Origin of the sequence: Deinococcus aerophilus, assembly GCF_014647075.1 — a bacterium.
Taxonomy (GTDB): domain Bacteria; phylum Deinococcota; class Deinococci; order Deinococcales; family Deinococcaceae; genus Deinococcus; species Deinococcus aerophilus.
In genome coordinates this window covers 33,333-52,749 of the sequence record NZ_BMOM01000014.1, presented here as the reverse complement: position 1 = coordinate 52,749, position 19,417 = coordinate 33,333, and the positions used below count along the sequence as shown (strand labels likewise).

The 19,417-nt window shown below is 66.5% G+C and carries 16 protein-coding genes; 14 read left to right on the top strand and 2 right to left on the bottom strand.

The genetic code is table 11. The annotated features are described in order from the left end of the window. Window positions 1-66: 66 nt before the first annotated feature. Entirely contained in the window at window positions 67-1,872 is a 1,806-nt protein-coding gene (gene mnmG / locus IEY21_RS09965) for a tRNA uridine-5-carboxymethylaminomethyl(34) synthesis enzyme MnmG (protein WP_188903963.1), read from the bottom strand. Window positions 1,873-2,007: 135 nt separating this feature from the next. Here mnmG and IEY21_RS09960 point away from each other — a divergent pair, with 135 nt between their 5' ends. From IEY21_RS09960 to dprA, 9 genes are all read left to right on the top strand, one after another. Next, window positions 2,008-3,609, top strand: coding sequence for an aminotransferase class V-fold PLP-dependent enzyme (locus tag IEY21_RS09960; protein WP_188903961.1), 1,602 nt, complete (start codon window positions 2,008-2,010; stop codon window positions 3,607-3,609). 189 nt (window positions 3,610-3,798) lie between these two features. Then, the gene (locus IEY21_RS09955) at window positions 3,799-4,941 is read left to right on the top strand and encodes a thiamine pyrophosphate-dependent dehydrogenase E1 component subunit alpha (RefSeq protein ID WP_188903959.1); all 1,143 of its coding nucleotides are present in this window, start codon (window positions 3,799-3,801) and stop codon (window positions 4,939-4,941) included. Further along, the gene (locus IEY21_RS09950) at window positions 4,938-5,960 is read left to right on the top strand and encodes an alpha-ketoacid dehydrogenase subunit beta (RefSeq protein WP_188903957.1); all 1,023 of its coding nucleotides are present in this window, start codon (window positions 4,938-4,940) and stop codon (window positions 5,958-5,960) included. Before IEY21_RS09955 ends, IEY21_RS09950 begins: the two co-directional genes overlap by 4 nt. Before the next feature lie 15 nt (window positions 5,961-5,975). Then, on the top strand, window positions 5,976-6,209 hold the full coding sequence (locus IEY21_RS09945) for a hypothetical protein (RefSeq protein WP_188903955.1): 234 nt from the start codon (window positions 5,976-5,978) through the stop codon (window positions 6,207-6,209). Window positions 6,210-6,263: 54 nt separating this feature from the next. Continuing rightward, a complete protein-coding gene (locus IEY21_RS09940; RefSeq protein WP_188903954.1) occupies window positions 6,264-7,805 on the top strand; it encodes a dihydrolipoamide acetyltransferase family protein in 1,542 nt (513 codons plus the stop codon). Window positions 7,806-7,974: 169 nt separating this feature from the next. Then, on the top strand, window positions 7,975-8,412 hold the full coding sequence (locus IEY21_RS09935) for a hypothetical protein (RefSeq protein ID WP_188903952.1): 438 nt from the start codon (window positions 7,975-7,977) through the stop codon (window positions 8,410-8,412). A 58-nt stretch (window positions 8,413-8,470) separates the two neighbouring features. After that, a complete protein-coding gene (locus tag IEY21_RS09930; protein ID WP_188903951.1) occupies window positions 8,471-9,130 on the top strand; it encodes a response regulator transcription factor in 660 nt (219 codons plus the stop codon). A gap of 7 nt (window positions 9,131-9,137) precedes the next feature. Further along, window positions 9,138-10,532, top strand: a complete 1,395-nt coding sequence (locus IEY21_RS09925) for a sensor histidine kinase (protein WP_188903949.1) — start codon at window positions 9,138-9,140, stop codon at window positions 10,530-10,532. A gap of 49 nt (window positions 10,533-10,581) precedes the next feature. Continuing rightward, window positions 10,582-11,667, top strand: coding sequence for a DNA-processing protein DprA (gene dprA, locus IEY21_RS09920; protein ID WP_373290503.1), 1,086 nt, complete (start codon window positions 10,582-10,584; stop codon window positions 11,665-11,667). An 18-nt stretch (window positions 11,668-11,685) separates the two neighbouring features. Here the strand turns inward: dprA and IEY21_RS09915 are convergent, their stop codons facing one another. After that, window positions 11,686-11,973 (bottom strand): hypothetical protein, encoded by a 288-nt coding sequence (locus IEY21_RS09915; RefSeq protein ID WP_188903947.1) that lies wholly within the window; start codon window positions 11,971-11,973, stop codon window positions 11,686-11,688. 32 nt (window positions 11,974-12,005) lie between these two features. On the opposite strand from IEY21_RS09915, the gene IEY21_RS09910 reads away from it, so the two are divergent. From IEY21_RS09910 to pyk, 5 genes are all read left to right on the top strand, one after another. Beyond that, window positions 12,006-12,968, top strand: a complete 963-nt coding sequence (locus IEY21_RS09910) for an NAD-dependent epimerase/dehydratase family protein (protein WP_188903946.1) — start codon at window positions 12,006-12,008, stop codon at window positions 12,966-12,968. 146 nt (window positions 12,969-13,114) lie between these two features. Next, window positions 13,115-14,470, top strand: a complete 1,356-nt coding sequence (gene dnaA / locus IEY21_RS09905; RefSeq protein WP_229753018.1) for a chromosomal replication initiator protein DnaA — start codon at window positions 13,115-13,117, stop codon at window positions 14,468-14,470. Window positions 14,471-14,832: 362 nt separating this feature from the next. After that, on the top strand, window positions 14,833-15,921 hold the full coding sequence (dnaN, locus tag IEY21_RS09900; RefSeq protein WP_188903944.1) for a DNA polymerase III subunit beta: 1,089 nt from the start codon (window positions 14,833-14,835) through the stop codon (window positions 15,919-15,921). Between the two features lie 373 nt (window positions 15,922-16,294). Then, on the top strand, window positions 16,295-17,563 hold the full coding sequence (eno, locus tag IEY21_RS09895; protein WP_188903942.1) for a phosphopyruvate hydratase: 1,269 nt from the start codon (window positions 16,295-16,297) through the stop codon (window positions 17,561-17,563). A 128-nt stretch (window positions 17,564-17,691) separates the two neighbouring features. Then, a complete protein-coding gene (gene pyk, locus IEY21_RS09890) occupies window positions 17,692-19,140 on the top strand; it encodes a pyruvate kinase (RefSeq protein WP_188903940.1) in 1,449 nt (482 codons plus the stop codon). The last annotated feature ends 277 nt before the right edge of the window (window positions 19,141-19,417 follow it).

The window sequence follows — 19,417 nt, the reverse complement described above, 5'->3', positions numbered from 1 at the left end:
GTTTCACCGTCAAGTTTCCCGTGAAACGGGTGGGGCGTCAAGCGAGATCAGGGTTTTGTTTCACCGTCAGGTTTCCCGTGAAACGCCGTGCTTCCTGAGGTGAACGAGCAGCGCTCCGATATCGGCGTGGCGCACCCCGGATAGCCGGGCCGCCTGCTCCAGGGTGGCGGGCCGCACCCGGCTCAGCTTCTCGCGCGCCTCGTTGGACAGGGAGGCGATGGCCGCAAAATCCACACCGGACAGACTCAGGTCGCGGGCATGGTCCTCGGCGCGGAGCTGCTGGCGGGCCCGTTCGATGTAGCCCGCATACTTCACGCGGATTTCGAGGGCTTCGCGCTCGGCGGTATCCAGGGAGGGCAGTTTCATGCCCAGCGCCTCGACATCGGCCAGCGAGAACTCGGGGCGACGTAGCCATGCGTCGCCGGTCACTCCCGCACTGCGCTGCCGCCCCAGGGCCTCGGCACCGGCCGCCACCCGGCGGTATTTGGTCTGCACCCGGTCCAGTTCGGACTGGTCGACCAGTCCCCAGGCGTGGCCCAGGGGGGTCATGCGTTCGTCGGCGTTGTCCTGCCGGACGAGCAGGCGATGTTCCACCCGGCTGGTCATCATGCGGTACGGCTCGTCACTGCCCTTGAAGACCAGGTCGTCCAGCAGAACCCCGATGTACCCGGTGTCACGGCCGATGACCGGCATGGACAGGGCCTGCGCCCGGTGGGCCGCCGAGAGGCCGGCGACCAGTCCCTGTGCCGCCGCCTCCTCATAGCCACTGGTTCCATTGATCTGGCCCGCTGTAAAGACCCCAGGCAGCAACCGGGATTCCAGATTCAGGGTCAGCTCGGTGGAATCCACCACGTCGTATTCCACCGCGTAGGCGTACCGCTGAATCACCGCTTTCTCAAAGCCGGGCAGCGTTCTCACCAGCTGGTCCTGCAGTCCGGCGGGCAGCGACGAACTGAAGCCCTGCAGGTACACCTCGCTGGTCTGCACGCCGTCGGGTTCCACAAACAGCAGGTGCCGGTCATGGTGGGCAAAACGCACGACTTTGTCCTCAATGCTCGGGCAGTATCGTGGGCCCCGGCCCTCGATGTCGCCCGAAAACATCGGAGATTCATGCAGATTGTCGTGGATCAGTTGGTGGGTTTCCGGGGTGGTGTGGGTCTGCCAGGTGGGAGACTCGGCGGCGCGCGGCCCGGGCATGCCCGTAAATCCGCGGGGCTGGGGATCGGCGGGAATGCTCAGCAGTTCGGCGAAGTTGACCGAGTCGGCCCGCACCCGTGGGGGTGTGCCGGTCTTGAAGCGCTTGAGCACGTGGCCTGCGCGGGCCAGCGGGGCCGAAAGGAAGCGCGAGGGGGGCTCGCCCTGCCGCCCTTCGGGCCGTGATTGCCGGCCGTACCACGTCACCGCCTGCATGAAGGTGCCCGCAGCAACCACGACGCTGCGGCACGCCAGACGGCGGCCATCGGTGGTGACCACGGTCCAGCCCCCGTGACCGTCCGGCTCCAGATCGGCGGCCTCGCCCCGCACAACGTCAATCTCGGGGTGGCCGAAGATCACGTCCTGCGCCCGTTCGGCATAGGCGTCGCGCTCGTTCTGAACCCGCAGCGACTGCACCGCCGGGCCCTTGCTCGCGTTGAGCACGCGGGTGTGGATGGCGGTGTCGTCGGCCAGACGGCCCATCAGGCCGCCCAGGGCCTGGACCTCAAAGACCAGCTGGCTCTTGCCCGGTCCCCCTACGGCAGGATTGCAGGGCATGCGTCCCACCGTTGCCGGGTTGCCCACCAGCAGGGCCACCCGTGAGAACTTGGCCGCCGCCCAGGCCGCCTCCAGGCCCGCGTGGCCTCCACCAATCACAATCACATTCCAGCCGCTCATCCTGTTGCGGAGTGTACCGGGACAGCCACGCCGCAACGGTAACGCGGGTCTTTCCCACGGCAGCGTATAGAGGGGCGCAGGGCGGAAGTGGGGGACACGCCCGCCGCCGCGCCGCCGGATTGCCTACAATCAGTCATGGACTTCGCCACACTGAGGGCCGACCTGATCGGGACGGACACAGTGATCCAGACGCCCTTCGGAGCGCGCCGGGTCACCTACGCGGACTATGTCGCTTCGGGGCGGGCGCTGCGCAGCGTGGAAGACCGCATCGCGTCGCTTGCGCTGCCGCTGTATGCCAACACCCACACCGAGGACAGCGCCACCGGGGCGCACAGCACCCACCTGACGCACCAGGCGGCCGACTACATCCGGGGTCAGCTCGGGGGAGACGCCAGTTGCAAGCTCGTGTTCTGCGGCTCGGGCAGCACGGCGGCCGTGCGGCGCATACAGGACATCCTGGGGCTGACGGTCTGCGGGCCACACCGCGCCGCCGTGCTGGCCTCGCTTCCCGAACACGAGCGCCCGGTGGTGTTCGTCGGCCCCTATGAACACCACAGCAACGAGGTGAGCTGGCGCGAGACGCTCGCCGAGGTCGTGGAGATTCCGCTGTGCGAACGCGGCAATCTGGATCTGGACGCCCTGGTGCGGGCACTGAAAGCGCCGCAGTACGCCCGCCGGCCCAAGATCGGCTCCTTCAGCGCCGCGAGCAACGTCACCGGCCTGCTCACCGACACCCGCACGGTGGCGCGCATCCTGCACCGGCACGGGGCCTACGCCTTCTTCGACTTCGCGGCGAGCGGCCCCTACGTTGTCATCGACATGAAGCCCGGTCAGCCGGACGGGTACGACGCGGTGTTCCTCAGCCCGCACAAGTTCGTGGGCGGCCCGGGAACGCCGGGGCTGCTGTGTTTTCAGGAGCACCTGTATCACCTGAACGTCCCCAGCACGGCGGGCGGGGGAACGGTGCGCTACGTCAGCCGCACACAACAGGTGTACATCGAGGACATCGAGGCGCGCGAGGATGCGGGAACTCCCGCCATCCTGGGCAAGCTGCGCACGGCCCTCGCCTTCCGGGTCAAGGAGGAGCTGGGGGTGCAGGCCCTGACCACCCGGGAACACGAGCTGTTTGCGCGAGCGCTGGACCGGCTGAGGAATCATCCCCGCATTCAGCTGCTCGGCAATCCCGACGCCCCCCGGCTGGCCTTCCTGTCATTCCTGATCCAGGCCCCAGACGGCGCGTACCTGCATCCCCGGCTGGTGGTCCGGCTGCTCAACGACCTGTTCGGCATCCAGGCCCGCGGCGGCTGCGCGTGCGCGGGCCCTTACGGACACGTGTTGCTGCGCATAGATGACGAACGCAGCGAGCAGTACCGGCAGTGCGCCCTTTCCAACATTGACGGCCTGAAGCCCGGCTGGACCCGCCTGAACCTCGCGCCGTGGGCCACCGACGACGAGGTGGACTTTCTGCTCTCGGCCATCGAGTTCGTGGCCCAACACGGCGAGCGCTTTCTAAATCAGTACCACTTTGACTGGATGAGCGGCGCGTGGACGCATGACAACGATCAACCGCCCCTGGACCTGTTCGGCCCGGAGCGGCCTGTCACCGCTCCGGGACCCGTGCCCTACGCTGCCTATCTGGCCGAGGCCTGCCGCGTGGTGGAGACCCTGGGCCCGGCAGGGGAGAGGAGGGTGCTGCCCGACCACGTTCCGGCCGAGCTGGTGTTCTTCACGTACTGAACGGGGTTTTTCAGACTGCGCCGCCCCTGGGGGTGGCCTTCTGTCCGCATGGGCCGGACGCACTGGGGGAAGCCCCGGCCCATATGGACCGTCTAGAATGCCTAACGACCGTTAGCCAGACAGATGTTGCCAGCGGCGGGGCGGAGGCAGCCTTCCGCTTCTGTCCACTGCACAGGAGGCCCGCTTCACATGACCCAGACTTCTTCACTGCCAATTCCATCCACCCCGCAGCCCTTTACTCCCCAGCCCATCCGGTATGTCGCCGAAGACGGCACGCCGGTTCAGGACCTGCCCGCCGCCTACACGCCCGAGCGGCTGCGCGAGCTGCACGCGCTGATGCTGCGCGCCCGCGAATTTGACCGCAAGCTCATCACCCTGCTGCGTCAGGGACGCACGACCTTCTACGCCCAGTCCAGCGGAATGGAGGCCACCCAGGTGGGTCTGGCCCGGTCCATCCGCGTGGGCCACGACTGGGTGTGGCCGTACTACCGCGACCACACCCTGGGGCTGGCGATGGGCGTGCCGATGTTCGAGTTGATCAGCCAGTGCCTGGGCAGCAACTCCGACCCCAGCCGGGGCCGCCAGATGCCGCACCACTTCGCCGCCCGCAAGCAGCACTTCGTGTCGATCAGCTCCTCGATTGCCTCGCAGGTGCCGCCCGCCGCGGGCAACGCGATGGCGCAGAAGTACCTGGGCACCGACGAGATCACGGTGTGCACCTTCGGGGACGGCGCGACCAGCGAGGGCGACTGGCACGCGGGCATGAACATGGCGGGCGCCGCCCACGCTCCGTGCCTGTTCGTGTGCGAGAACAACCAGTGGGCCATCAGCACCAATCTGGCGGGGCAGACCGCCAGCGAGACCATCCACATCAAGGCCAAGGCCTACGGCATGCCCGGTTTTTACGTGGACGGCAACGACATCGTGGCCGTCATGGAGGTCTGCGCCCACGCCGCGCAGTGGGTGCGGGAGGGCAATGGCCCGGCGCTGGTGGAGTGCCTGACTTACCGGGTCGGCTCGCACAGCAACGCCGACGCGGACGCCGAGAAGAACTACCGCACCCGTGAGGAAGTGCAGGAGTGGCTGGACCGCGATCCCATCGTGCGCGTTGAGAAACTGCTTGAGCATCTGGGCCATCCCATCGACGCCGAGGAGCGTGCCCGGTTGATCTCCGAGACCCACCGCGAGGTGGACGAGCAGGTCATCCGCGCCGAGGCCACCGGCCAGCCCGACTGGCGCATCATGTTCGAGGACGTCTATGCCGATCTTCCGGGCCACCTGCGCATTCAGGCCGCCGAACTGCGCGCCGAGCAGGAAGGGAGCGCAAAATGACCGCCACCCAGGACAGAAAGGAAGCGGCCCAGGCCGGCGCCGGCACCCGCACCATCAACCTGATTCAGGCCGTCACCGAGGCGCTGCACGAGGAACTGCAGCGCGACGAGCGCGTGGTTCTGTTCGGGCAGGACGTGGGCGCCCGCGGAGGCGTGTTCATGGCCACCGCCGGGTTGCAGGCCACTTTCGGCAAGGAGCGGGTCTTTGACACCCCGCTGAGCGAGGCGAGCATCGTGGGCGCGGCCGTGGGCATGGCGGTGCGCGGCCTGCGGCCCGTGGCCGAGATCCAGTTCGCCGATTACATGGGCCCGGGCTTTGACCAGATCATCAGCCAGGCGGCCAAGATCCGCTACCGCTCGGGCGGGCAGTTCACGGCTCCGCTCGTGATCCGCACGCCCTCGGGCGGCGGAGTCAAGGGCGGGCACCACCACAGCCAGAGTCCGGAGAGCTATTACGCACACACGCCGGGCCTGAAGGTCGTGATGCCCAGCACGCCCTACGACGCCAAGGGACTGCTGAAGGCCGCCATCCGCGGCGATGATCCGGTGATCTTCTTCGAGCCCAAGCGGCTGTACCGTGCCGCCAAGGGCGAGGTGCCGGACCACGACTACACCGTGCGTCTGGGTGAGGCCGCCATCCGCCGCGAGGGCACGGATCTGAGCCTGATCGGCTACGGCGGCGTGATGCCGGACCTGGAACGCGCCGCCGACGCGCTGGCGGCCGAGGGCGTGGGCGTGGAGGTCATCGACCTGCGCAGCTTGGTGCCGTGGGACCGTGAAACGGTGGTGCAGAGCGTCCAGAAGACTGGCCGCGCCGTGCTTGTCAGCGAGGCGCCGCGCACCGCCAACTTCATGGGCGAGGTGGCCTACGTGATCCAGAACGAGGCCTTCGACTCGCTGCTCGCTCCGGTCACGCAGGTGGCGGGCTTCGACACGCCCTATCCCTACGTGCAGGACAAGATCTACCTGCCTGGCCCCAACCGCATCACGGCGGCGTGTGTGCAGGCGCTGAACCATTAATGTGGGCCCGTGTCCATGAGGCCTGACCTGCTGCGCCCGCTGCTGGGCACCCTGGGCCTGCTGATCGGCTTTGGCCTGTATGCCTGGGCCGGCGATCTGCCCCAGCCGTGGCAGCGGCTGAGCATCGGTGCGATGTTCGCCGCGCTGGGAATCAGCGCCGTGCTGTATGCGCGGGGCGAGCGCTGGATTCAGGTGCTGGGCAGTGTCCTGATCCTCTACGGCGTGTTGCGGGCCTTCGTGATCGGCTAGAACAGCCGGCCGCACCCAACCTTGTTTCCCCATTCTGTTTCCCGAGGTATTCCTGTGAAAGAAGTCCTGCTCCCCGAACTGGCCGAAAGCGTGGTCGAAGGCGAAATTCTCAAGTGGCTGGTCAACGAGGGCGACCCCGTGGCCCTGGAACAACCGCTGTGCGAGGTCATGACCGACAAGGTGACCGTGGAACTGCCCAGCCCGGTGGCAGGCATCCTCAAGCAGCGCATGGCCAATGAGGGCGACGTGGTGGCCGTTCACGCCGTCATCGCGTTGATTGATGAGGGCGGAAACGCCGCCCCCAGTCCCACCCAGGCCATTCAGGACAGCGCCGAGAACCCCACCACCGCCGATGCCCAGCTGCCGGCGCAGGCCCAGGAGGAACGCGAACAGATCGCCGATCAGGGCGGAAGCATCGTGGAGGCCGGCCACATGCGCGGCGGGGCCGATGACGACTCGGCCAGCCTGTTCAAGGCCTTCGCCTCGAACGAGACGGTGAAGGTCCAGGGACTGGGAGCCCGCAGCGCCAGCGGTGCGCCGGGCAGCTCCACCGCCGGCACGGGCACACTGAACCGTGAATCCGCCGCACCCGCCCGCGCCGACGGCCGGGTCCTCGCCGTGCCCGCCGCGCGGCAGCTGGCCCGCGAACTGAACCTCGACCTGTCTCAGGTGCAGGGCAGCGGTCCCAACGGGCGCATCCGCGTGCAGGACGTGGTGGCGCACGGGCAGGGCGCAGCGGCCCAGGCCCCGGCCACGCCGTCCGCTGCCGCCCAGCCGCAGACCGCGTCGGCGCCGGCCTCTGCGCAGCCGACCACTCCGGCCGCCGCGAAGGGAACGGGCGGAATGCCGGTGGCACCGGTGCAGTACCGCACACCCAAAGGGTGTGAGGCGCTTGAGGACCGCGTGCCGCTGCGGGGCATGCGCCGGGCCATCAGCAACCAGATGCAAGCCAGCCACCTGTACACCGTCCGCACCCTGACCGTGGACGAGGTGAACCTCAGCAAGCTCGTCGAGTTCCGCAGCCGCGTCAAGGACGAGGCGAGCGCGGCGGGCGTCAAGCTGTCGTACCTGCCCTTCATCTTCAAGGCAGTGGTGGCCGCGCTCAAGAAGTACCCCAGCCTGAACACCTCCTTTGACGAGGCCGCCCAGGAAATCGTGCAGAAGCGCTACTACAACCTCGGTATGGCCGTCGCCACCGACGCGGGCCTGACCGTGCCGGTGATCCGCGACGTGAACCACAAGAGCGTCTTCGAGCTCGCGCGTGAGGTTGTCGATCTCGCGGGCCGTGCGGGAAGCGGCAAACTGGCGGCGGACGAGCTGGCCGGCAGCACCTTTTCCATCACCAACATCGGCTCCATCGGCGCGCTGTTCTCCTTCCCGATCATCAATGTGCCCGACGCGGCCATTCTGGGCGTGCACAGCATCATCAAGCGGCCCATTGTGGACGAGAACGACAACATCGTCGTGGCGCACATGATGTACCTGAGCCTGTCGTTTGACCACCGCCTGGTGGACGGCGCCGAGGCGGCCCGCTTCTGCAAGGAAGTCATCCGCCTGCTGGAAAACCCCGACCGCCTGATGCTCGAAGCGATGTAACCGGGGAGAGGGCAGACCTCAGGCTTTCCTGAAGGTGCGTGCCTGGCGGCATCAAAAGGGCGTCAGCTTGAGGCGCTAGGGTGGAACACCGGGATCACAGGTCCCGGCCCACCCGCCTTTTTTCGCCGATGTTCCCCCCGCTTTCAGGAGACTCCGTTACACTGTCATGATGCCCCGTCTGCTTCTTTTCCTGCTGTGCCTGACAGCCCTGGCCCCCGCGGCGCAGGCGCTGAAAGTTCAGGTGTGGGACCGCGAACTCCAGACCAAGGTGGGCGACGGCGAGAGCAGCGGCGGCAAGCTGGTCATGCAGTTCGTCGGGGACTACGACGGCCCGGTGGTCGTCCTGTTTGCCCCCACCGACGAGGAAAAGGCCCGCGTGACCTTTCCGGGCCTCAAGAGCCGCTACAACGGCACCCTCAGCGACGGCAAGCTGACCCTGCAGATTCCGGCCACGGCGGGCGAACGCAGCGTCAACACCGACGTGACCTTCGTCAAATTCCTCGCTCCCTACAAACTGACCCTGAGTGCCCAGCCGGCCGGACAGTCCCTGAGCCTGCCGGGCCTCAAGGTGGCCCTCCCGCTTCCTGTCGTCCCCAGCCTCAAATAAGCCGGCCAGCGTTCCGCGGTCTGCCCGAACCCACCTTTCCCTGATTCAAGGAGCTCCCATGCTGGCGCAGATTCTCGTTGTGGAAGACGATCCACACCTCGGTCCCCTGCTTAAGGAATACCTGTCGGCGGACTATCAGGTTCACCACTCCTCGACCCTGCGCGACGCGCAGACGTGGCTGGGCATGCACAGCGCGCAGCTGATTCTGCTCGACCTGAACCTGCCCGACGGGGACGGTCTGGACCTGGTCTCGGCGCTGCGGCAGTACAGCAGCACGCCGGTGCTGGTGCTCTCGGCCCGCAGCGGGGTGCAAGAACGGGTCGCCGGGCTGAATGCCGGAGCCGACGACTACCTGACCAAGCCCTTTGCCATGCCCGAGCTGGACGCCCGCATCACCGCGCTGCTGCGCCGCACCGCCGCCGGCACCGGGGTGAATCTGGGCAACACCAGCCTGTCCACCAGCAGCCTGCTGCTCACCGTGAACGACAAGAGCACCAACCTGACTGAACACGAGGCGCGCATTCTGGAGCTCATGATGCGCACGCCCGAGCGCGTGTTCTCGCGCGCCGATATCGAGTCGCACCTGTACGGCTGGGAGACGCCCAACTCCAACTCGGTGGAGGTCCGCATCTCGCAGCTGCGCAAGAAGCTGGAGCAGGCCGACAGCGACCTCAAGATCCGCACCATCCGCAACGTCGGCTACGTGCTGCAGGCCTAGAGACCCGATGCTGCCCCCGCGCCCCGCCCGAAGTGTGCCCCCCCGCGCGCCCTTCCGGCGGGGCGCGGCCCTGTCCTCGGCACTGACGCCCGGCACCGGGCTGTCCTCGGCGCGGGTGGCGTGGCGCCACAGCCTGCGCTTCCGGCTGGCCGCCACCTACAGCCTGCTGGCACTCGCCCTGATTCTGCTGATCAGTCTGGGCGTGGTCACGCTGCTGCTCTCGCGCATGGACCAGCAGTTCAACGACCGTCTCAACGAGCGGGCCGACACCCTGGCTGAGGCCTTTACCAGCCCCGGCGCGGGCCTGGGCAAGGCGGCGGGCGGCGCGGGGGCCTACACCATGCTCATAGACGGCGACGGTCTGGTCTTCGCGGCCAGCCCGATCCTGCGCTCTTTTGAGAAAGCGCCTTATCCCTACGGCACCCAGAGCCGCGTGACCATCCAGGACACCTCGGTGCGGGCCGTTCAGCGCAAGATTGGCCTGTTCGGAACGCTGTGGGTCGGCCTGCCGGAAGATGACCTGATTGCCGCCCGCCAGAGTGCCATCAGCGCCCTGCTCGCCGCGCTGGTGTTCACGCCCTTGATCCTGCTGGTGGTGGGCTGGGGCGTGGGTCAGCGGGCCCTGTCGGGACTGCAGGGCGCGGCCAACCTCGCCGACCGGATTGACCCCACCCGCAGCCTCGCCACGCTGCCGCTGCCCGCCCGCGAGGACGAGGTCCACCGCCTGCTCAGCGCCATCAACCGCCTGCTTGTGCGCATCGAGGCGGGGCAGGCCCGCGAGAAGCAGCTGCTGGGCCAGATCGTGCATGAACTGGGCGCGCCGCTGACCGTGCTGAAGGCGAGCCTGCGCCGCGCCGAGGAGCGCACCGACGACCCCGAGGTCCGGCGCGCGGCGCTGGTGGCCGACGAGCTGACCTTCACCACCCAGGACCTGATGCAGCTCGCCCGCGGACAGCTGGAAATGCGGCTGGCGTGGCACTACATCCCCGCACGCACGTTGCAGGAGCGGCTGGACCGGCTGGTGTCCGGCACGGCCTTTGAGGGCGACTGGGGGGGCGGCATCCTGTGCGACCCGGACCGGCTGACCCAGGCGCTGCGTAATCTGCTCGCCAACGCCCGCCGCGCCGCCGGACCCCACGGCAAGGTGTGGCTCACCCTGCAGGAAACGGCTGACCACCTGAGCTTCACGGTGCGCGACAGCGGCCCCGGCCTGCCCCCCGAACTCGGTGAGCGCATCTTCGAGCCCTTTGTGAGCGGAGCGGGCAGCAGCGGCCTGGGCCTGAGCGTCTCGCGGCAGATCGCTGTGATGCACGGCGGCCAGTTGCACGGCGGCACCCACCCACAGGGCGGCGCGGAATTTGTACTCACCATTCCCGGGGCGGCGCTGGGCGACGAGGACTGACCGGCCCCGGAAAGGAAGCTGGAAGACGGCTCTGCCTATCCTGAACTGCGTGACCCGCGCCGCACCCCCCACTCCCGCCGCCGAACTGCTGGCCCTGCTCACCCTGCGCCTCACGCCGCACCTGGGACCGCGCCGCATCGAGGCCTTGCGGCGGCATTTTGGCAGCGCGCAAACCGCCCTGCAGGCACCCGTGGGCGACCTGCGCGGGGTGCCGGGACTGGACAGCCGGAGCGTGGCGGCCATCGGCCTTCCCAGGGCGGCGGCGGAGGCACAGGACGAAGTGCAGAAGGCCGCGCGGACGGGGGTGACCCTGCTGGGCCGGGGCCTGCAAGGCTACCCGGAGGCGCTGGAGGCCCTGGACGACCCGCCCCCGGTGCTGTGGGTGCGCGGTGGGCTGCCCGCCCTGCCGGTCGTGCCGCGCGCCGTGGGCATCGTGGGCACGCGGGCGGCGAGCCCCTACGCCCTGAGCCTGACCCGGGCGCTCACCGCCGACCTGGCACGGGCCGGCGTGGTGGTGGTGAGCGGACTGGCGCGCGGCGTCGATACAGCCGCCCACACGGCGGCGGTGGAGGCCGGAGGCCTCAGCATCGGCGTGCTGGGCAGCGCCGTGAACGTGATCTACCCGCGCGAGAATGAGCGTCTGGCCGAGCGCCTCACCGTGATCAGCGAGTATCCGCTGGGCACCGGCCCGGCGCAGCACCATTTTCCCACCCGCAACCGGGTGATCGCCGCGCTGAGCGCCGGCACGCTGGTCGTGGAAGGCGAACGCAAATCCGGGTCACTGATCACCGCTACGCACGCGCTGGAATGCGGCCGTACGGTCTTCGCGGTTCCCGGTCGGGCGGGCGACCCACGGGCCGCCGGTCCCCACCAGTTGCTCCGCGACGGCGCGGTCCTTACCGAGACGGCCCAGGACATCCTGAACGAGATGGGCTGGGGTGTGGCCCCCGCCGCGCCCCAGCCCGACCTGCCCCCCGAACAGCGGCGCGTGCTGGCTGCCCTGAGCGTCCCGGTCACGCTGGATGACCTGCAGGGCACGACCGGACTGGCCCTGCCCGACCTTCAGACTGCCCTGGTAATGCTGAATCTGATGGGCTTAGCTGAAGAGATTGGGGGGCGCTGGGCACGGCGTTAGGGCACGTCCTGCGGCCACCTACACGTGCTGAGGGCCGAAGTCCTTTTCCACATCTACCCGCGGCGGCCCATCCAGCGTGACGCCCTCCCGCTGGGGATCGGTCAGCAGAGCGAGACAGCCGCGCAGCCCGATGTTCAGATGTCCGCCGCTTCCCTGTACTCCATCACCGTGGGGATCAAGGTTCAGCATCCACCCTCCGGCGGGCCAGTCCACCTGCACCGTGAGGCGTTCGCCCCGGATCAGGGCGGCGAGTTCCAGATCATCGATGCGCACGCGGACCCCGCGCGAAGTGAAGCGGATTTTCATGCGGTCTATTCTGCCCGCTCTATGGTGTGGGCATGAACATCCTGATCCTGGGCGGCACGCAGTTCGTAGGGCGGCATATCGTGGAGGCGTTTCTGGACAAGGGCCACGCGGTCACGGTCCTGACCCGGGGCAAATCCAAGGATGAGTTGTCCGCGGAGGTCGAACGCCTGCACGGAGACCGCAACAAGGGGGCGGCGGGCCTGAGCGCGCTGGAGGGCCGCCGCTGGGACGCGTGTGTGGACGTCAGCGGCTACACGCCCGGGCAGGTGCGGGCCAGCGCCGAGGCGCTGCAGGGCCGCGTGGACCGTTACGTGTTCATCAGCACGGTCAGCGTGTACGCCGAGCCAGGCCGCCATCCGGTGCGTGAGGACGATCCGCTGTCCACGGGCGCCGCCGAGGACGTGACCGAGGTCACGGGCGAGACCTACGGGCCCCTCAAGGTCACCTGCGAGCGCATCGTGCAGGAGGTCTATGGCGGGGCCTGCACCCTCCTGCGCCCGCAGATCGTGGCCGGACCGTTTGACCACACCGCGCGTTACCCGTACTGGGTGGACCGCGCGGCACGCGGAGGTACCGTCCTCGCTCCCGGCGACGGCCAGGATCATGTGCAGGTGATTGACGCGCGTGACCTTGCCCGGTTCACGGTCACCGTGACCGAGGAGCAAGTGGGCGGCATCTTCAACCTCGCCGGCCCACGGCTGACCTGGGCCGAGTTCCTGACCGTACTGGAGGTCACCGACGCGCGGTGGACCGATCCACAGGCCCTGGAGAAGCACGGGCTGGCCGCACGTGACCTGCCGCTGTACCTGCCCGAACACGGCGAGCAGGCCGGCCTGATGGACGTGGACAACACGCGTGCCGTCTCGGCGGGCCTGACCCTGACCGATCCGGCCACAACGGCGCGCGACACCCGCGCATGGAGCCAGGGCGCTGGCCTTCCGTACACCCTGACCCCGGAGCGCGAGGCCGCCCTGCTCTCGGTTTCACAGCACTGAACTCTCTGTCCGGACCGCTCTTTTCCTTTCGGGAGAGAAAAGGGGAGTGGTATGCTGGCCGCGCACTGGGCTAAGAACCACACGCCGGCGCTGGACGCAGGCGGTAAGGGAGGTGCGCGCTTATCTCGCAGGAAATCTGGGCGGACGTGCTGGGGTACGTCCGCAAGAACATTTCAGAGGTCGAATACCACACCTGGTTTGCTCCGGTCAAAAACCTGGGCGTGCAGGAAGGATCGCTGGTGCTGGGCGTGCGGAACTCGTTTGCGCAGGAGTGGTTCCGCAAACATTACTTGGAGCTGCTGGAAGACGCGCTCCGCAGCCTGGGGGCGCAGAATCCGCAGGTGAGTTTTCAGGTGCTGCCCGCTGCACAGGACGCCCTGCTGCTGCCCAACGATCCGCCGCCCCCTCCTCCGGCTGCCGCGCCGAGCCGCTCGGCTCCGGCACCGGCTTCATTCGAGAACCGCAAGGTGCTGAACCCGAAATACACCTTTGAGAATTTCGTGGTCGGGCCGAACAACAACCTCGCTCACGCCGCGGCCCTGGCCGTCGCGGAATCTCCCGGCAAAGCCTACAACCCTCTGTTTATCTACGGAGATGTGGGGCTGGGAAAGACCCACCTGATGCACGCGGTGGGCCACTACATGACCGAGCGCTTTCCCGGAAAACGCATCGAGTACGTCTCTACCGAGTCGTTTACCAACGACCTGATCAATGCGATCCGCGAAGACCGCATGACCCAGTTCCGCAACCGCTACCGCAGCGTGGATCTGTTGCTGGTGGACGATATTCAGTTTCTGGCGGGCAAGGAACGCACTCAAGAAGAGTTCTTCCACACCTTCAACGCGCTGTACGAGAACCACAAGCAAATCATCCTGAGTTCCGACCGGCCGCCCAAGGACATCCAGACCCTGGAAGGCCGGCTGCGCAGCCGCTTTGAGTGGGGGCTGATCACAGATATCCAGTCGCCGGAGTACGAAACGCGCGTGGCGATTCTCAAGATGAACGCCGAACACAACCGCATCGACATTCCGCAGGAAGTGCTGGAACTCATCGCCCGGCAGGTCACCAGCAACATCCGCGAGCTGGAAGGCGCGCTGATGCGGGTGGTGGCGTTTTCCAGCCTGAACAATGTGCCCTTCTCACGGGCGGTGGCCGCCAAGGCCCTGAGCAACGTGTTTGCCCCGCAGGAAGTCAAGGTCGAGATGATGGACGTGCTGCGGCAGGTTGCGGCCCACTACAACATGCCCCCCGACGTGATTCGTGGCTCAGGGCGCGTGCGTGAGGTCGTCGTGCCGCGTCAGGTCGCCCAGTACCTGATCCGCGAACTCACGGACCACTCGCTGCCCGAGATCGGCCAGTTTTTTGGGCGCGACCACTCCACCGTCATGCACGCCATCAGCAAGGTCACGGAACAGGTGGGCAGAGATCAGGAAATCACCGCCGCGGTGGAGGTGCTGCGCCGCAAGATGCAGGGTCTTGACGATGAGGAATCCGGAACATAATGAGCTTGCAGCATTCTGTTTCACAACAAATAAGTTCCAAATTCCGTTCCAAAACCGTGTGCAGACTTTCACAAGCTGTGGATAACCCTGTGGATAAGCTGTGGATAACCCCGTTTTTTCTGTGGATAACTTTGTGGATAACTCGGGCTTTCCAGACCCCTGTGGATAACCCGCCTTTTTGTCCACAGGTTATCCACAGGAAGCGGCCACTTATCCACAATTTCATCCACAAGACGAACCCGCTCCCAGCGCAGCCCTAAGCCACTTTTCCACAGTTTCCACAGGCCCTATTACTACTACTACTATCTTTTTATGTTTATAAGAACAGGTAAAAGATAGGGAACCATTCAGTGAGGCATGGCATGAAAGCACACGTCACCAAAAAAGTTCTCAGCGAAGGTCTGGGTCTCCTCGAACGCGTCGTCCCCAACCGCAGCAGCAATCCCCTGCTCACTTCCCTCAAGGTCGAGGCGAGCGAGGCAGGATTGACCCTCAGCGGCACGAACCTGGAAATCGACCTGTCATGCTTCGTTCCTGCCGAAGTGCAGCAGCCACAGAGCTTTGTGGTTCCTGCACACCTGTTTGCGCAGATCGTCCGCAATCTGGGTGGCGAACTCGTCGAACTCGAACTTAACGCGCAGGAGCTTTCAGTGCGGGCGGGCGGTTCAGATTTCAAACTGCAGACCGGCGACCTCGAGGCGTATCCGCCGCTGAGCTTCCCGGGCAACGCGGACCTGAGCCTGAATGCTGAGGAACTGGCCCGCGCCCTGGGCAGCGTGCGGTACGCCGCCAGCAACGAGGCTTTCCAGGCCGTGTTCCGGGGCATCAAGCTCGAACACCATCCTGAGGACGGTTCGGCGCGGGTGGTGGCCTCGGATGGCTACAGGGTCGCCATCCGCGATTTTCCGGCCAGCGGTGACGGCCGGAATCTGATCATTCCGGCCCGCAGCGTGGACGAGCTGATCCGCGTGCTCAAGGACGGCGAGGCCCGTTTCACCTACGGCGAGGGCATGCTCAGCGTGACCACCGACCGCGTGCGCATGAACCTCAAATTGCTGGACGGCGACTTTCCCGACTATGAACGGGTCATTCCCAAAGACATCAAGCTGCAGGTCACCCTGCCTGCCACGGCCCTCAAGGAAGCGGTGAACCGTGTGGCCGTGCTGGCCGACAAGAATGCCAACAACCGGGTGGAGTTTCTGGTGTCCGAGGGTCAGCTGCGTCTGGCCGCCGAGGGTGACTACGGCCGTGCCCAGGACACCCTGCCGGTCACGCAGGGCGGCGCCGAACCGGCCATGAGCTTGGCCTTCAATGCCCGCCATGTCCTCGATGCCCTGGGGCCCATTGACGGTGAAGCCGAGCTGCTCTTCTCCGGCTCCACCAGCCCCGCCATCTTCCGCGCGAGCGGGGGGGGCGGGTACATGGCGGTCATGGTCACGCTGCGCGTTTAAGGGGCCTCTCCGGGCCGCCACGGGGCATGCGGGGAGGGGATCACAGGACCGGAAGACAGATCGTGGTTGGCGGGACAGGAAGGGTGGGCCCTCCGCATTCCATCCAGCAGGCAGCGGCTCCTTCATGCCCCTCAACCCGGCTTAATGACTTTCTTGGTTTTGAACAAAGTTATCCACAGGTATTTCGTCTGTGGATAACTTTTGTGGATAACCTCGATTGCGTCGCTGTTTTTTGATTTCTGCCCTGTCCTCGCCCCAGCGGTTAGACCGGATACACCCGCAGCTGACATGAGGCGCTTATAGTGTCCGGGATACACCTAGTCGGTCCCAGAGCTTGCTGGGAGTGGACAGGCTGCGTTCAGGAGGATCCACCATGAACATTGAAAAAGTGATCGCCCGTGAGGTGCTGGATTCGCGTGGGAACCCGACCGTGGAGGCCGAAGTCCATCTGGACAGCGGCTTCTCGGGCCGGGCCATCGTGCCCAGCGGGGCCAGCACCGGAACCCATGAAGCGCTGGAGCTGCGTGACGGCGGCCCGCGCTACGGCGGCAAGGGCGTGCAGCAGGCTGTGAAGAACGTCAACGAGGCCCTGGGCCCCGCTGTGGTGGGCCTGGACGCCAGCGACCAGGGTGCGGTGGACGCCGCCCTGATGGCGCTGGACGGCACCCCCAACAAGGGCAAGCTGGGGGGCAACGCCATCCTGGCCGTCAGCTTGGCCACCGCCCGCGCGGCCGCGCAGGAACTGGACATCCCGCTGTACCGCTACCTGGGCGGCAGCAACGCCAAGACGCTGCCGGTTCCGATGATGAACGTCATCAACGGCGGCGCCCACGCCGACAACTCGGTGGACTTTCAGGAATTCATGGTGATGCCGGTGGGAGCGCCGACCTTCCGTGAAGCGCTGCGCTACGGCACCGAGACCTTCCACAGCCTCAAGAAGGTCTTGTCGGGCAAGGGCTACAACACCAACGTCGGAGACGAGGGCGGGTTTGCTCCCGACCTGAAGAGCAATGAGGAGGCGCTCGACGTGCTGCTCGAGGCCATCGAGAAGGCCGGATACGAGCCCGGCAAGGACATCGCCATTGCGCTGGACCCGGCCGTGACCGAACTGTTCAGAGACGGCCAGTACCACCTGGAAAGCGAAGGCCGCGTGCTCTCCACCGCCGAGATGGTGGACTTCTGGGCCGACTGGAGCAGCCGTTACCCCATCGTGAGCATCGAGGACGGGCTGGCCGAGGACGACTGGGACGGCTGGCAGGCGCTGACGAGTAAGATCGGCGACCGCGTACAGCTGGTCGGCGACGACCTGTTCGTGACCAACCCCGAGCGCCTGCAGCGCGGCATCGATACTGGTGTGGGCAATGCCATCCTGGTCAAGGTCAATCAGATCGGCTCGCTGACCGAGAGCATGGACGCCATTGAGCTCGCCAAGCGCCACCACTACGGCACCATTATCAGCCACCGCAGCGGGGAGTCCGAGGACGCCTTTATCGCCGATCTGGCGGTGGCCACCAACGCCGGGCAGATCAAGACCGGATCGGCGAGCCGCTCGGACCGCATCGCCAAGTACAACCAGCTGCTGCGCATCGAGGACATGCTGGGCGACCGCGCTGTGTACCCGGGCCGCAAGGCGCTGAGGTAACCCGGACGCGACCGGCGATGAACACCGGGGCGAGCACAGCGCCGGGTTCATCGCTCTTTTGACGGTGATTGGAAGTGATTCCACCCGGATCCGGTAGGAACCGAACTGAAATGAGGAAGAAACCACACATGAAACACTTTGACCGAGCCACCAAGATCGTCGCCACCGTTGGGCCTGCCAGCCGCACCCCGGAAGTTCTGGGCCGCATGATGGATGCGGGCCTGAACGTCGTTCGCATGAACTTCAGCCACGGCGACCCCGAGGACCACCGCCAGACGGTGCAGATGGTGCGCGAGCTGGCCGCCCGCAAGGGCATCACCGTGGGCATCCTGCAGGACCTGCAGGGCCCCAAGATCCGCGTGGGCCGCTTTGCCGAGGGGTCGGTCACGCTGGCGCCCGGCGACACCTTCACCATCACCATGCAGGATGTGGAGGGCGACGCCACCCGGGTCTCGAGCACCTACAAGGACCTGGCCCGCGACGTGCATCCGGGCATGAGCCTGCTGCTCGACGACGGCAACATGGCGCTGCGGGTCGAGCAGGTGCGTGGTCCGGACATCGTGACCAGCGTGGTGATCGGGGGAGTGCTGAAGAACAACAAGGGCATTAACGTGCCCGACGCTGACCTGAGCGTGCCCGCGCTGTCCGACAAGGACGTCAGGGACATGGAGTTCGGCGCGGAACTGGGCGTGGACTGGGTGGCCCTGAGCTTCGTGCGTTCGCGCGATGACCTGCTGCTGGCCCGGCACTATCTGTCGCGCTTTGGCAGCCGCGCCAAGTTGATGGCAAAGATCGAGAAGCCTCAGGCGGTCGACCGCTTCGAGGACATCCTCAAGGAAGTCGACGGCATCATGGTGGCGCGCGGCGACCTGGGGGTCGAGATGCGCCCCGAGCAGGTGCCGACCATCCAGAAACGCATCATCCGCATGTGCCGCGAGGCGGGCAAGCCGGTGATCACCGCCACCCAGATGCTCGAGAGCATGATCAACCTGCCGCGCCCCACCCGCGCCGAGGCGAGCGACGTGGCAAACGCCATCTACGACGGCACCGACGCCGTGATGCTCTCGGCCGAGTCGGCGGCGGGCCTGTACCCGGTCGAGTCGGTCGCCATGATGGACCGCATTGCCCGCGAGGCCGAGTCCAGCGAGCACTACAGCCTGCTGCAGCGCTCACTGGTCATCGACACCACGCTGGCCCAGGATTCCATCGCGTACTCGGCGTGCACCATCGGGGCCAAGCTGGAAGCGCCCGCCATCGTGGCCTTTACCAGTACCGGCGGCGCGGCCATCCGCATTGCCAAGAACCGCCCCCCGCTGGCCATCCTGGCGCTGACCCCCAGCGAGACCACCCGCAATCAGCTGGCCCTGAGCTGGGGCGTGGTGCCCATGCTCAGCGAGGACCCACGCAGCACCGACGACATGGTGAGGATCGCCAACAAGGAACTCAAGGCCAGTGGACTGGCCGATGTAGGCGACCGCTACGTGATCACGGCCGGCGTTCCCTTCGGCGTGCAGGGCACCACCAACATGCTGCGGGTGGAACACCTGCGCGAAGAGGGCATCGTCTCCCAGTTCTGAAGTCCGGGGTCCAGAACCGCGCGGTTTTGCCCTGAATAATCTCCACCCTCCTACCTGCTCCTGGCGCTGTCCAGAGCGGGTCGGTTTTTTTATCCACAGGCACGTACTTTGTCCACACTGAACCTGTGGATAAGTGAAGGCGGTCACGCCCTGTTTTTGACGTTGTCCACGTTGTTAACAGCAACGGGAGCTTATCCACACTCGCCTGTGTATAACTCTGAAAAAGCGGCCTTCTCCATGCGAGAGGCCGCAACTTCATTAAAGATTTTGTGAAGGG

Bases quoted from the DNA above. Each gene is read 5' to 3' on its own strand.
- IEY21_RS09950 (WP_188903957.1), top strand. From the start codon at position 4,938: ATGACCGCCACCCAGGACAGAAAGGAAGCGGCCCAGGCCGGCGCCGGC.
- IEY21_RS09910 (WP_188903946.1), top strand. From the start codon at position 12,006: ATGAACATCCTGATCCTGGGCGGCACGCAGTTCGTAGGGCGGCATATC.
- IEY21_RS09915 (WP_188903947.1), bottom strand. From the start codon at position 11,973: ATGAAAATCCGCTTCACTTCGCGCGGGGTCCGCGTGCGCATCGATGAT.
- IEY21_RS09945 (WP_188903955.1), top strand. From the start codon at position 5,976: ATGAGGCCTGACCTGCTGCGCCCGCTGCTGGGCACCCTGGGCCTGCTG.
- IEY21_RS09925 (WP_188903949.1), top strand. From the start codon at position 9,138: ATGCTGCCCCCGCGCCCCGCCCGAAGTGTGCCCCCCCGCGCGCCCTTC.
- IEY21_RS09935 (WP_188903952.1), top strand. From the start codon at position 7,975: ATGCCCCGTCTGCTTCTTTTCCTGCTGTGCCTGACAGCCCTGGCCCCC.
- IEY21_RS09930 (WP_188903951.1), top strand. From the start codon at position 8,471: ATGCTGGCGCAGATTCTCGTTGTGGAAGACGATCCACACCTCGGTCCC.
- pyk (WP_188903940.1), top strand. From the start codon at position 17,692: ATGAAACACTTTGACCGAGCCACCAAGATCGTCGCCACCGTTGGGCCT.
- mnmG (WP_188903963.1), bottom strand. From the start codon at position 1,872: ATGAGCGGCTGGAATGTGATTGTGATTGGTGGAGGCCACGCGGGCCTG.
- IEY21_RS09955 (WP_188903959.1), top strand. From the start codon at position 3,799: ATGACCCAGACTTCTTCACTGCCAATTCCATCCACCCCGCAGCCCTTT.
- IEY21_RS09960 (WP_188903961.1), top strand. From the start codon at position 2,008: ATGGACTTCGCCACACTGAGGGCCGACCTGATCGGGACGGACACAGTG.
- eno (WP_188903942.1), top strand. From the start codon at position 16,295: ATGAACATTGAAAAAGTGATCGCCCGTGAGGTGCTGGATTCGCGTGGG.
- dnaN (WP_188903944.1), top strand. From the start codon at position 14,833: ATGAAAGCACACGTCACCAAAAAAGTTCTCAGCGAAGGTCTGGGTCTC.